The organism is Ancylomarina sp. 16SWW S1-10-2 (genome assembly GCF_009669305.1).
GTDB lineage: Bacteria > Bacteroidota > Bacteroidia > Bacteroidales > Marinifilaceae > Ancylomarina.
The window spans coordinates 178,597-193,639 of record NZ_SADB01000008.1 but is presented as its reverse complement, the minus strand read 5'-3'; the positions used below and the strand labels follow the sequence as shown (position 1 = coordinate 193,639).

Here is a 15,043-nt window from a genome sequence, read left to right as displayed (position 1 = left end):
TTCATTTCTCAAATAATATTCTGCAACTTTGTAGCCTCATAATTTCATTTATGTCTAAACAGAATCTTCCCAACACTAAAAACCTTTTACAAGAACAGCTCTCAATTGAAGCTCAAATTCAGGCTTTAACTAATGAGTTAGAAGTTGTTGAATATGAAACTTCGGTTTTTGAAGCAAGCTTACGTGCCATTCTTATTGATATGATTATAGAAGAGCAAGAGCTTAGTGATTTGTATAGACAAATGCAGAAGGCAAAAAAAGAGAAACGCCTAGAACAGAGAAAACGTGGCAAGAATTACCAAGAACCTAAAGGATTAAAGATAAGCTCAACTAAAGAGGCTAAACCTCTCGAAACAGATGAAGATAGCAAAGAAAAAAAACGTCTCTACAGAGAAGCGATGCTACATGTGCATCCCGATAAATTTGCGATGAAAGAGGATAAAATTGATTTGGCTACAGAAATTACAAGTCAATTGATTCAAATATATAAAACAGGCAGTTTGGCAGACTTACAGCTTTATCACAATCATATTTTCACTGGCAACACCATCCTAGAGAAAAAGAACACTGAATCTTCGAATTCAAACACAACAGTAATTGATTCCTATTTGAAACACCAAAAAGAAGAGCTTGAAAAGAAACTATTTTTAGCAAAAAACAGACAAACCTACAGTGTTTTAAAAGATTATGAGAACCCTATGTTATTTGCCGAAGAACTAAAAGCTTACTACACCGATAGACTCTTAAAACTAAGAAAAAGAACTCGAAAAAGCCTATATTTAGAGATTCAATTTCTAATTATATCTAATACCAATCTGTCGTTCCTTTAATTTTTTCGGATCACCTGATACCAACAATAAATCAGATTAGAGGTCAGTAGTTAGGAACATATAAATTCGGATTGATATTTTTTGTCAGAATTTACCATTCTCTCTATAATATTATCAAACAGACCTAGTTTGCTTTGTAAACGACTCAATCAATAATAGTTAACCTTATGAGTTGTTTCATTTGTTCTCTAAGAATATTTAATACAAGTGGCGTTTTTTGCATAAATATTTTCATCTGTCGTCCCTCAGGGACTTTATTTTGGATGCATTCTAATTTGTCTACCATACTTTCAGCTCTACGAGCTTTCTGTATACTTCCTTTTTTTCACTTTAATCACACATAAGGCATTCAAATGGATATCTGAATTGTTTCACTTAGCCTTATTTACTTTTTACTTTAAGCTTTACACTTAATTTTCTCTCTCTTTTTAGTTCCGTTAGGAACGCTAGTATGGTAGTTCGTTTATTTCATGTTTTTATAGAGCTCCATAGAAGCGACACCCTTGATCCATAGGGTGATTTCCGCTTGATACTTGCCAAATATTCTTTAGCTTTTTCATTTGTTTTCAAACGTTCAGCAAACTCTAGGATATTTTAACCTTTGAAGATTAGCACCAAGCTATTCCTGAGCGCCATTCTGCTTTGCAATATCGATCCAAAGTTCAGACAATTCTTTAGGATTGGCACCTAAACCACGAGCTAAATGCAAGGCTACTCCCATTATCAACACAGAAGCTTCATGCAATTCTTGATGCGTTTGCAAGGCTCCAAATTTCTCTTGTGCCTTTAAATTGATCAACTCGTTATGCTTGGTAACAAAAGCAATTGAATCCTCATCAGAGATATTTGGAATCATCAAACAATCCATCCACTCCTGTCCTATTCTGTCTGCCAATACTTCGGGAAGCTCACACCCCATTTTTCTCCATTCTGCCAATGTTTTCTTGTCTCCAGATTCAGACAAACCCGTTTCAAGTAGCAATTCAAAAGCGATATCAGCAATATTTTGCATGAGCTCCAAATAAGCATCCTGAGCTTTTTCAAAGGCATCAGTCATCTGACCTTCAAGATACTCGCCAACACTTAAATAAGCTAATTTTTGAACTTCGGAACATTCTTCCACACAAGGAAATAAATCACCCTGATACATATAATTAACTTCGCCACTTTGTAACTGACGACCTAGTGGATATAAACGACATGCCAATGGACGTCCTAAATGAACATCACACCCAAAATTATCAACATATTGAGAGCATGCATGGCGACCCTTCCATCCTACTTTTCCATCAAACTTTAAGCGAATACCTCCAAAATCGGAATATAGATCTCGAAATTCTCTTGCCGTCTTTTTTTTCTCTTTGGCAAGATGAAGCAACTCCCATGGATTTATATAAATAATTTTTCCAAAGCAGCAATTTCCAGTTCGTGAACAGGTAAGAGGCAATCTATCTTGAAGGCTAAGCTTATGTGTCTGCATTATAATTGTCCAATTTTTTATATTTCATATCTAGCAAGGCAGACAAGTTTCAATGACTAAATTGTTAGAACATGATTTGAAAGCACAAAGCTATAAAATTCCCTAAAAAGAGAGTTAATATGCCTTACAAAATCGCAATATTGGACTTAATTGTATCTTTTCCTATAAAATAGCCATATAATCACCGCTTAGGTCAACCCACCGTTCATGTTGGACAGTTCCTGCCACACGAGCGCTTAGTTGTTAGGTTTTCGTGTTTATTGTTTTAAAATTTCTATTAAGCCCTTATTAATATATAAAGTTTCTCTTCCAACTTTTTGTGATTCAATTATTCCTATTTTTTCAAGCTCTTTTAGATATCTTGATGCTGCTTTTCGTTCAACTTTTAGTTTCTTAACAACAAATTCAATTTTAGAATATGGCTGTTCAAATAACAATTCAACCAATTCCTTTTTATATATTTTGGGAGCCTCAATTTGTACCTTCTGTATTGTCCTATCCAGTTGGTTTTTAATTTTTGTTATCTTCTCAATAGTGTCTTTTGAAGTAAACTCTATTGCTTTAAGCATAAATATTATCCATTCTTCCCATTTTCCAGTTCTATTAGTTTGATTTAGTAATCTATAGTATTCTGGTTTGTTTTCGATAATATATGAACTTAGATACAATATTGGAACATCAATTAAGTCGTTAAGAATTAAGTAAATAATATTCAATATCCTACCTGTTCTTCCATTACCATCATAGAATGGGTGAATACTTTCGAATTGGTGATGTAGGATTGCTAGATTAATCAATGGTGATAAATCGTTATCAGTTTCATTATAGTGTTTAATGAAATTGCTTAATAATTCAATAATTTCAGCTTTATCCTGTGGTGGTGTATATACAATTTCACCCGTTGTATCATTTTTTAAAACAGTACCAGGAGTACTTCTAATACCTGCTATGTTGTCAACTAATTGTTGCTGTATATCTATAATGTCATTGACTTTTAAAAAACCTTGTTGTTTGGCAGTTTCATAAGCATAAAATATGGCTTTCCGATAATTTACAACTTCTTTAGTTTCAGATGAAATTTTAGATTTGTTGATTGCTAGAGCCTTGTATAATTCATCTTGTGTTGTTATAATATTTTCAATTTCAGAACTATCCTTTGCTTCTTGAAGTACAATTGCATTAATTAGCATAGCTTGATTCGGAATCGTTTTTGCTATACCTTTTAATTCAGCTAAAGCAGCTGCTGCTTTATTAGTCTGTCTTAATATCTCAATTGTTTCAACTTTTTCTCTTAGAGGTGGAAGTTTTTCTAGAATATATTGTGGTGCTTTTTGTCCCATATGTTTCTTATTTGTACTAAAATTACTAAAAAAGGTACATATACCAAAAATAAGGTGCTTTTTAGTACATGAAACCTAACGGTTAGTAAAAGAAACGTAAGTAATTAGCTTATAGGAATAATACCGATGAAATAAATAGAAATAAGCTTGAACGAAGCGATAAGATAACCCACTAATTTATCCAATCGGTATTAAATAGAGCTACTGCGATAGCTATGTTTCATTGTCAACTATTCTCAATCCAAAACACAAAAAAAGCTGTAGATCAATCTACAACTTTATATTTTTTTGAAACCACCGCATTTAAAGGGCTTCATATTGCAAGTTTCCTTTGCTAAAAGTTCCGCAAACTAGACCATTCCCCATAATGTAGCAATTCTGTCATCGGTTACGTCAACCCACCGTTCATGTTGGGCAGTTCCTGCCACACGAACGCTTAGTTGTTAGCCACTGGCATTGATATCTTAATTGTTTTTAAATTTACATCATCAATCTTTTTATCTAATTTTGCAAAATGGAAAGTTACAAAAGATAGCAAATTGAGACTAACTCACAAGACCTAACTAGCCCGCATTACACTGAAGAGATGGCTTTTATCGTTTATTAAATAGTGGATGGGAACTTGGGCTTAGATACTCATAATAAAGGATAGAATAAATAAAAAAAGCCAATCCCGATTTTATCGGGACTGGCATTTCAATTATTGTTTTTTTAATTAGATACTAATGAATCCCACCTTCAGGAAGTGGTGTATTTTCATACTTAGAAGCATTCCCTTCGGCACAATCTTTAATTTGTTTAAGCATTTCTATGTCCATCAAATTATGTGCAATTGGTAAAAAGGTATTTAACGCAAAGCTCCCTAAAATACTAGTATCCCAATCGTTTGCTGAACGAGATAAAAGACGGCATTTCCCATTAGGTAGTTCATCAATATATAATACCCAAGTAGACCACCCCTTTTCAACACCAAGATTACAAGGCGTTAGCGGAACTGTTTTTCCAGTTGAAGCATAAAGAGCAGTTCCCCAATCTGAATAGTCCACACTTGGGTCTACACGTTGAACGAAATATTTACCAGGTTCTACGTCTTCAATAACAGTACAATTCCCAATTTGATTATACAATAGTAACTGCCCTTTTTCCATACTTTGCCATTCTGGTCTGATTTCATATTTATTATAAATTCCCATTCCAAATAAGTTCTCAGAAAAAGTAGCAGTATACCAACCTGCTCTGTATCCTCCAACTTGCACCAACCATTTCCATACTTCTGAGGCTGGGGCATCAATATCAATGGCATGAAAACCAATATATTTTGCATCTTTCGCAAAATCTTCATCTGGCCACTCTTTCAACCTTTCTTCTTTTGTGGAACCCCAATTATTATGATAAGGTACACAAACTCCATTATATAATACTAAGTAAATCACAAATCCAAGTAATATACTCAGAGTTCTTTTTCTTCTTCTACTCCAAGAAGAAAAATCGGTTTTTATTGTTCCTTTTAAAACCAGTTTTCTTAATCCATACTTAATTAAATAAACAAGTAATACACTTGCTACAATAGTCATAATTCCAAAAAAGAAATAATTTCCAAACGTTCCCATAATGATAATTTGTTATACTAATATTCGCTTTATAATTCACATCTTAAAATGTATTACAAAGAAAAGGGGAATTGAAGAAATAAGCACTTAAATTAATTTAAGAAAGGACTTTGCGTTTTAAATTACTATACCAAACTGGAGTGATACCCATAAAACTAGCGACATCTTTTGAAGGGAACGTTAATATGATAAAAGGAAAGTGCTCGTATAACCATAATAAATACTCTTCTGAAGTAAGAGATAGATATTTATCTTTAATTAATTCCATAGATTTATATGCATATTCTAAATATTTAGAATGTGATTTTACAAAACCTACGTTTGTATTAATAGCTGTTTCGATATAGGTTCTATTCAGTATTAAAACAACGGAATCTTCATTTGCGCGTATAATATAATCTGTTTTTCCACCATGTACATAACTATCGGAGCAAACCATAAAATAAAAGAAAGAATCAGTGTGAAACATAGTTGACTTTTCTTCATTATTTGAGGTCAGAACGTTTTTAATAAAGCTACCTTTTATAATAAAATACGTACCATCTGCTATAGTCTGATGCTCAACTAATACTTCATTCTTTTTTACTTCAATAAATTTGCCATTTTGAATAATATCTTCAATAAAGAGGTCGTCCACATCAGCAGAGAATCTTTTCCGAACTTCTTTGAAATAAGGTAAATTCATAATAGTATTATAAAATAAGTTTCTTCTAAAATAGGTTATGAATGTACTATAAATATTTATCATGTTTGAAAATACCTGTATACAACAAGTCTATAAATTAGTCAATATGTATCATGTGCAGGATTTTTTGCTTGTGGCTAACGGTAAATTGGTCGAGTAGGCAAAGGAAGTTTATTCCGCTTCGCTCCATGAGGCCTGCGGCGTACACCCTAAACCTCTCACAGTACCGATAGTCATCGGTACGTACTTGATAGTTTATTCCCGTTGGTCATGATCTCCTCTACGTTCCGGTACCCATCATACGGCTCTTGTCGTATATAAATTGAGTTACAAGTTAAATAGAATAGTTCCGCAAACTAAACGATTCCCAAATAAAGCAGCAATTCTATAAACGCTTACTTCAACCCACCGTACCTATTGAGCTGTTCTACATACGAATGCATAATTGTTAGTAATATAATTACTCTAACCTAAAATGCCTATGGAAAGTGATGCCGTTGATGATTAATATCCTTTCACCTTTCTATAAAATTTCATTGTTTCTTTAAATTTATCAAAATGCCAATTTCCAATTTCATGTTGTTCTATTATCATTTTATAAGTCAAACCTTGTTTCGTTTCGATAACAAGTTTATAATTTCGACCAGGTTTTGTAATAGAGAAAAACATTTCACGTATTTTAATTCGTGTTTCAGAGGTCTTTGTTTTAATTATTTCTAATGGTCTATCAAACTCATAAACAAGAAACTCACACTCTTCCTTACCTAGTTTAATTTCTCCAATATATCTTTTGTTTTTTCTTAAAACAGATAGAGAAAAGAGAAAACTCATTATTACCCAAATTCCCCATGAGATATAGGTTTCATATTCTCCTAAGTCATAAAGATATACAAATGCTATCCATCCCGCGGATATCAATACAAGCTTAATCATTCCGTTAAATAGACGTGTTGAATATTTGAAATAATTCGGTTTTATCACCATGTTCTATTATTTTAAAAATTGTTCGATGCTAATATCGCATCAAATAGTGAGATTATTCGTTGCACTATACTTTACTTTTCTTTCTGGTAACCTTACAGCTATGAAGCGTTGGCTTGTGTTGAGCCTGCGGCAGAAAAAAAACTGTAGATCAATCTACAACTTTGTATTTTGTTGAAATTCGGAAATTCCGAATTTCTGTGAAACTTCGCTTTCAATAAGCTCTCCCCGTTAGTGCAAGCTTGTTCCCAATGGCTATCGGGATCGTATTCTGCGAATGCAGTCAAAAGAAAAGCTACAAGACTTTCTTCTTTTACAAGATAACCCCCTCGGTTCCTGAGCAGAGCCGAAGGGCACACTTTACTACAAGTGAGTTTGTATAATTTATTTTCTTTGAAAATAGATACGAGCGAAACGCTCGCACCAGCAATAATTGCATGCTCGGACTAGCGACAGCCTAAGCAATATTTATTTGTACTTAAGCTTAATCTTCGTGATTGTTTTCGGTAAATCTTTAGTCATCGCCATATTATGCTCTAACTTATTTCTAGCCGACTGATCACTTGCCTTTTCATAATCTACACTTTTCGTTATTTCATCGATATAGGGTATTGTTGCAGGTTCTGAAGCTATATAAGAGTTTACCGATTTTAATAGCAAGTCATTATATATCCCCCACTTTTCTGAAACATGCTTTACTTCATCTTTAAGTTTATTAAGTTTCCAATTATCAAAAGCATCATCAAAGTTGATCCCATATTCAAGTTTTCCTTCAACCAATTCTGTATCAACGAATTCTTTTAGCATATTTGCTTTTGTATCTTCACCCATATCACTGAGTTCCTGTATCTGTTCGTAAATGATTCTTAGGGTTTCATCGTCAACGCATTGAACACCATTTACATTACTTACTCTTTTCCCTATTAAACCCAGAATATGATTTGCATCTATAACTTGTGTGCCAGCAAGTTTCGTTCTGCCAACCAGCGATCTTATGATTACGGGGTCAGGATCAGATTCTTTACTAAGCAGATTTTTATAAGCACCAACATATTTAAGCCAAGTATGCTCATCCATGCCGAATGACTCATCATGCCATTGATACTCGTAATACTGCTCAACAAAATTGAGTTGCACCGCTGCATCTTTAAAGGCAAGCAGGAATTTCTCCAAGGCTTCTTCATCACCCTTTAAACGCTGCCATTCTGCTGGGTTGGGTAGGGTTTGAACCATCTCTTCAATACATAAACAGAATTGTTTAACCGAAGTTTCATAGGTATCGACAATTGCCTTACTGCTCTTGCCGCCGCTACCATACAATTTAAGTGCAACATCAACAGTTTCTCTGGTAATCTCGGGATATTGGAAATTAACAATTGTACCAAACTCTTTTGTTTTACCAAATACACGGTTGGTTCTGGAATACGCCTGAATGAGTCCTTGAAGCTCTAACGATCTATCGACATAAAGGGTGTTTAGTCTCGGTGAATCATAACCGGTTAACAGTTGATTTGCCACAATTACTAAATCAATGTTTTTAACATTCCTGCCACTACCGCCCCTTTTTGTTCTGGTGATGATATCTTCAAAATAAGCCGATTCACCATGTTTCTTATCTCCTGCAACAAATTCGATACCGGTATATTCGAAATAGTCCTTGAACATTCTTTTTACCAATTCAATAGGAAATATATTTTCTGGATCGTTTTCATTACCAAAACTAAAGGTCATGGCAATGTTCAGTTTCATATCACGCTTGGCTAACTGCTTTTTAAACTCATTGTAGTAAGCGATAACACGTTTTTTATAAGCAACTGTCAAAAACCCATTAAAATCTTTTTTGTTAGACTGGTTTTCCCAATTATCAAGCATCGACGTCACAACTCTTGGTATATGGGTTTCATCCTGATAAACTAAGAGATCATATTTTGTTGCCTGCCTCTCTAAATCGGCTAAAGAGTACGCTTGTACTTGTCGCTCGATCTCTCTATCAGAAAGTTCAGGCTTATTCTCTTTTATCAGATCAAAAAGTTGATCTCTTAAATCTTCATGGCTTTTAAACTCGCCCGTATTGATATAGTCTACATAAAAGCCCAGTACATTGCCGTCGGCTATAGCCTGATCAATGGTATATTCATGAAGTATAGGACCGAACAATTTTTCTGTTGTATCAATCACTTCACTTTTTTCATTAATCATGCCTTTAACCTCATTCTCATCAAAGAGAGGTGTTCCCGTAAAACCAAAAAACAAGCCCTTTTGCTTAAAGTAATTTTTTATATCGCCCATCATATGACCCATGGTCGTTCTGTGGGCTTCATCAATAATAAATACAATTTTCTTTTCAGCCAGAGAATCATCTTTTGCTTCTACTAATTCATTTACCAGAATATTAAGCTTAAAGGTTGTGCTTACAATAATACCGGGCTTTGCCGATTGTAACTTCTTTTTTAGCTGATAGGTAAATTTAGTATCGTCAACATCTACAGGTTCATACTTGGCATAGGCTTTAAAGTCTTCACTTGTTTTACTATCAAGTTCTCGCCTGTCTACTAAAAATACCACTTTATCGAAGCCTGCTCGTGTTGCTAAAAAGAGAGCCGTTTTAAAACTTGTTATGGTTTTACCGCTTCCGGTGGTATGCCAAATAAATCCACCGTGAGGAATGCGTTCTTTATTATCAAAACCAAAGGCAGCCGCTTCAACAGCCTGGAGTGCATATACCTGATAGGGTCTCATGAGCATGTGCCTGCGGTTCTCTTCCTCTCTCGCCTCATCAATAACCAGGTAATCCCCAACCATTTGATGTGCCATAGGGATCATGAAAAAATGCTCCACAACTTGCTTCCACTCATTTATGGGTTTATTCTTTTTATCTGCCCAATGAAAGGAGAATACCGGATTAAAGGCTTCTACGGATTTTGGCGTAGCAAAGTAGCGTGTTTCAATCTCAGTGGTGATGACCATCATTTGCGAGAAAGCCATAAAGTTGTTACAATACTCACCCTCTTTATAATATCGTATAAACTGCCCAAAGGCTTCGTCTAAAGATTTGTCTGTTCGTTTTTGCTCAATATTAATAAGAGGCAAGCCATTAATTAACAATACGATGTCAAAGCGGTTTCCATTATCTGTTTGCACTTCTCGTGCCACGGTGTAACTGGAGTCGCCACCGCTCACTTCCGCTTTCTTGAGTATGGTTAAGGTAATCTGTTTACGGGTAATATCAGGATTGTCATCTCTATAAATCCCATCAATCTTCCCTTTGTTCCCTTCCATGGAGAGGACTTTAGTCGCCTCAAAACTATTGCTAATTTGATTGACCTTAGACATCACTTGTTTAAACTCCTTATCCGTTAAGGGTGCACCTTCAAGCTGGTCAGCATTGATTCGATTAAGCTCACTTCTCCAATGATTAATCAGATCGTTTACAGTAACTTTTTTGATGTTACCATTTAAAGAATCAGGTGATTCCCATTTATATTTTTCTAACTCTTTTACAAAATTATCTTGAAACGCTCGTTCTGAAGCATTTTTTGGTGTATTACTCATAAGTTTCGCTCCATTTTTTAAATGAACATTTCATTTAGATAAGATTTTTTAAGGTTCTTTAGTTTGTCTAACTTCTGTTGGTGAAGGGTGAGAAGGTTGTCTAATTTATCTAAGCATGAAGAAATACGTTGCTGTTCTTTAATACATGGAAACTGAACAATAAGATTACTCTTCATTGAATCAATTCCAATATTAGCCTGAGAACCAGTATTAATTTCTAATTGAATCTGATTTTGTGCATCATTGCTTTTTAGAAAATGAAATAAGAATTTTGAGTTTATTTTATTACTAGATTTTATAATTGCACAAGAATATGAAATCAAAAACTTCCTTGTGAAATCAATATATCTTACAGCTCCAACCGATGCATATCGTGCAAAAATAATATCACCTTTATCAGGTTTTATCTTCTTTGATAACTGATTATAATCATCTTCTGAAATTAACTTAGCATCAGAAAAATCCAACTCATTTATTCCACAAAAATCACCAGTCATTAGATATGGAATACCGTTTCCTACCGTTGGAGGCATTCTATGATCTATGTCTCCAATGTCTACAAGCTCTCCCAACTTCCTCTTCTCCCAATCGTCAGTAAAACCCTTAAATCTTCGTTTTGGTTTACTTTCACCTTCAGCAGGAAACATTTCAGAAAGATATGCTTTTTTCATAGACTTTATTTTGTCTAACTTACGCTGGTGAAGGGTGATAAGGGTGTCGAGGTTTAAAAAGAACTGTGCAATAATATCTTGTTCTGTTTTTTTAGGAACCATTATTTCTAGCTTTCCAAGCATCTTCCCAGAGATCTCTAAAAATGTTGATCCCGATGCAATAGCTTCTGCCTTTTCCTTGATTTGATTACTCATCGAGTAAATAAAATAAGGGGTATATTCATCCTTCAAAACCATTGACTGAAAGCCTTGATTAGTTGCTCCAGGTTGGCTTAAAATAGCCGTTTTACCTATACCTGCACGACTTGTAAATAGTATAGTCTTATAAGGCGGTAATATCTTAGCAGAACTATTTTTGAGACCCAATTCTGTGATCTTTCTTTTACTTCCAGAAGCATATATTTGCTCATCTATTTCAGCAGGCGCATACCAATCAATATGCCCATCCCAATAAGCATTATTGCAAGTGCTAGGTGTACCACCGCCAATGATTTCAGACATATCTTCTAACTTACACTCTTCCCAATCCCCAGTAAACTCCTTAAACCTTCTCTTCGGTATACGTTTTTTTGTTTCAGTCATTATTCTACCTCCAAGTCATTTTTTAGTGTCTCGAAATCAGCTAGTAAACTTTCAATTTGTCCATCGATACTGTCTAAGGTATCAGCGTAACGAGCTTCTAAGTTTTGCAATATATTTAGTTCACGCTTCACTGCTGTATGTATTAAACTGGTCATATCATTTACCGTTTTGCCAAACCACTTATAATGTAATAAGCTATCTATCTCTTCATCAGTAAGCACTAATATTCTCTCTTCTACTGCATCCCTAAGCGCTTTTACTTCACTATTGAGTTCTTTAGTCAATTTTGCACTGTCGGCAATCAAGCGGTCTACCTTTTTCAATAAGGTATATTTATCTGACTTCTTATCGGTGCTCTTTACCTCAGCCTTTAATTTAGTTTTATCAAAAGAGTCTGTTGGCTCATCCTCTTTATCTCTTTTTATGCTATCGAATAGGGCATCGTATTCTGCACTATCTTCCACTTTGGCAGCTTCCACCAAATCGCTAAGCTCCATCTCTAGTTCTTGGATATTATTGCGCTTATTCTCTAAGGCTTGCTGCTCTTTGCTATAAAGCATCTGAGCAATCAGATCATTTGGTATTATTTTGCCATTCCATCCGTCTTGCTCTTCACGTTTATTTTTACCTGTTCCTTTAGTCACCATGTTGGGTTCTCTTAGGCGAGCAACGGTATAAAATCCTTCAATGGCAATGAGCTCTGTATCGTGAGTTAATGCATTTTTCCATATCTCAGCAATAACCTGATAAGCGGAATACACATCAAGATGATCAAAGGCTTTTAAAATCTGCTTTATCTCAAGCAGCATTCGTGCTTCTAAGTCTGTTAAATTAGCATCTGCTGTTACACTTTTTAGCTCATTCCAGTATTTAGCAATATACGCCGTGATTTTAAGTTCCAAGTCTTTAGATAAGGATATGATGCGTTCATGCTTTAATACTGCATCTGTCATCTCCTTAATGGAGGTCTTTAAACCCACATAAGCAGGGCGAATCTCTTCTATACTTTCTGCTAATACATCGGGTACTAATTCGTGCAATATCTTTAGTTCTTTTATATTCGCTTCGGGAATACCACCAAAGAGATGTGCATCAACATCGTGGGCAATATCTTCATCAAGCGATTGTACATATCTTGGGATGTTCATATTGTATTCATTCTGAACAATCTCTTTTAGCGTTGCAAGGTGGCTAAATCCAGCAACCTCTTCTTTACTGGTATAGACATCTACTATTTTAGCAATATCTTTTTCCTGTAATACATTTTGCTTACCCACTTTAATAAAGTTGTTCGAAGCATCAATCATTAACACAGGGTCGGTTATAGCACGGCTTTTCTTTAGAATAATAACGGCAACCGGTATGCCTGTATTGGTAAACAGCATACTCGGAAGACCAATAACTGCATCTATTTGATTCCTATCAATAAGTCTTTTTCTAATTGTACCTTCAGATGAACCTCTAAAAAGCACACCATGAGGTAAAACAATGCCCATGGTTCCTTTTATACCTAAATGATACAAGCCATGTAAAAGAAAAGCATAATCACCTTTAGAATCTGGTGGTAAAGCACCTGCAATTTCGAATCGGGGATCACTCACCTTAAGTTCTGCCTTATTCCAATTTTTTACAGAATAAGGCGGGTTCATAACTACGGCATCAAACTGCACCCCATCATTAGGGTTCTCAGGATCTTCGGGCCAATCGTTACTTAATGTGTCCCCATTTTTTATTGTCATCTTTTCGGGTCTTACACCGTGTAACAATAAATTCATTCGAGTTAAGTTATAGGTTGCTGTGTTTTTTTCTTGCCCGTAATAAGACAAATCTTTTTGCTCGTCTTTACCCAGGTGTTTCTTTACTGTTAATAATAGAGAACCAGAACCAACTGTTGGGTCATAAATAGATTTGATAGTCGTCGTTTTGGCAACAATTTGTGCCATGACTTCACTTACTTGATGGGGGGTATAGAACTCACCGGCTTTTTTACCCGACTCCATAGCAAACTGCCCGATTAAATACTCGTAAGCGTCGCCCAGGATGTCACCTTTTTGGAGATCGACCATATTTAGATCGGCAAACAATAGGATCAATGACTTTATATTCTTACTTCGCTCGTGTAGGTTGCTACCCAATGCCGTATCGCTTAAATCGAGAGTCGAACTCGAAAAAAGGCCTTTAAAATCATTCGCTTCACTTGTGCCTACTATTGATCTTTCAAAGTTATTTAAACTGTCTGCAACCTTTTCAACTTCAAAACTTCCATCACTAATATCTTTCAGCCAAATTTGATATAAATATTCTGGAGACACAAAGTAACCCAAAACATTTTGAATCATCTTCTCAAGCTCTTCTCCATATTCCTTTTTGGCTTTTACATATTCTTCAACCAGTTCCTTTTCAGTTGATTTTTCGACGCCTGCTGTTATTTTAAAAGTTTCTAATGTTTTATCACTTAAAAATTTATAAAACATTAAGCCAAGCATATAATCTTTATAGCGACTAGCATCCATTGAGCCTCTTAAATCAGTGGCACCGTCCCACAATCTTCTTTTTATTTCTTCTGATGTAATCATTATATTTCTCTCTATTGGTATGTTTAACAGCTTTACGCAAGCCAATTAAAATCTTAATTATTTATTTATATAACAAACACTATAAATGCTAACAAGCTTTTGTAAATCTGTTATATGTAAGCACTAAAACCTGTCCTCATCTAAATGTCAGGTTTTCTTTATACGACTTAAATATTCTATTACATTTCTGCTTTCAATGTAGCCTTGTATCTACTCCGAAAAGTCAAAAACCCCTGCCCCCTAGAGGGGTGAAGAAGTTGAAAATTAAAAATATCCGACTTTTCGGAGCGGACTCAGCCTTAATATTCTTTTTTATTCTACAATTTCACCAATAACTTCTTAGATTGTGCCCCTTTTGTAGCCATATCTGTTTCCTGTTTTGCTAGCATCTTACTATTAAGACTGGTAAATTTACATATTTGGAGTAAACATCAGGTATCAATACTGTAAAATGTTTTGAGGACTTATTCTAAAAGAGGTGTCATAGAGGAAGATGGGTATTTGTGAATAAAGGGAATACCCCAAGTTTTAGGACTGAGGAAAATAAAATAAGCAGTCCGTTTTGATATTTAAGCCGTGTGCCCTTAAAATAGGGAAAAGAAAATGACCACAGATACTCCAGAAGAATTTATTCTTAAGCGACAACTCGTACTTCACGAAATGCAGAATAAAATAAATAGTATTGATACAAATTAAAACACACCTAGTTTATTGATCCGTACGCATCGGTACCCTT

9 protein-coding genes are annotated in these 15,043 nt (G+C 34.9%); 1 reads left to right on the top strand and 8 read right to left on the bottom strand.

Annotation, left to right across the window (positions count from 1 at the left end):
* Positions 1-50 precede the first annotated feature (50 nt).
* Positions 51-830 carry a hypothetical protein gene (locus EMN46_RS08725; protein WP_154200420.1) on the top strand — a complete coding sequence of 260 codons (780 nt, stop codon included), beginning with the start codon at positions 51-53 and terminating at the stop codon, positions 828-830.
* Between the two features lie 619 nt (positions 831-1,449).
* Here EMN46_RS08725 and EMN46_RS08720 read toward each other — a convergent pair.
* The 8 genes from EMN46_RS08720 to EMN46_RS08685 form a co-directional block, all read right to left on the bottom strand.
* Complete coding sequence (locus EMN46_RS08720; protein ID WP_154200419.1) at positions 1,450-2,310, bottom strand: YkgJ family cysteine cluster protein; 861 nt, start codon at positions 2,308-2,310, stop codon at positions 1,450-1,452.
* 257 nt (positions 2,311-2,567) lie between these two features.
* Entirely contained in the window at positions 2,568-3,650 is a 1,083-nt protein-coding gene (locus tag EMN46_RS08715; protein WP_154200418.1) for a Fic family protein, read from the bottom strand.
* A 722-nt stretch (positions 3,651-4,372) separates the two neighbouring features.
* Positions 4,373-5,260: a hypothetical protein gene (locus EMN46_RS08710; protein WP_154200417.1), complete on the bottom strand. Its 888-nt coding sequence runs from the start codon at positions 5,258-5,260 to the stop codon at positions 4,373-4,375.
* Positions 5,261-5,357: 97 nt separating this feature from the next.
* Entirely contained in the window at positions 5,358-5,945 is a 588-nt protein-coding gene (locus tag EMN46_RS08705) for a Crp/Fnr family transcriptional regulator (RefSeq protein WP_154200416.1), read from the bottom strand.
* A gap of 504 nt (positions 5,946-6,449) precedes the next feature.
* Complete coding sequence (locus EMN46_RS08700; protein ID WP_154200415.1) at positions 6,450-6,929, bottom strand: hypothetical protein; 480 nt, start codon at positions 6,927-6,929, stop codon at positions 6,450-6,452.
* Positions 6,930-7,394: 465 nt separating this feature from the next.
* Positions 7,395-10,478, bottom strand: a complete 3,084-nt coding sequence (locus EMN46_RS08695; protein WP_154200414.1) for an HsdR family type I site-specific deoxyribonuclease — start codon at positions 10,476-10,478, stop codon at positions 7,395-7,397.
* Positions 10,479-10,495: 17 nt separating this feature from the next.
* Positions 10,496-11,731, bottom strand: a complete 1,236-nt coding sequence (locus tag EMN46_RS08690) for a restriction endonuclease subunit S (protein ID WP_154200413.1) — start codon at positions 11,729-11,731, stop codon at positions 10,496-10,498.
* Positions 11,731-14,307, bottom strand: a complete 2,577-nt coding sequence (locus EMN46_RS08685; protein ID WP_154200412.1) for a type I restriction-modification system subunit M — start codon at positions 14,305-14,307, stop codon at positions 11,731-11,733. The genes EMN46_RS08690 and EMN46_RS08685 overlap by 1 nt, the downstream gene beginning before the upstream one ends.
* Positions 14,308-15,043 lie beyond the last annotated feature (736 nt).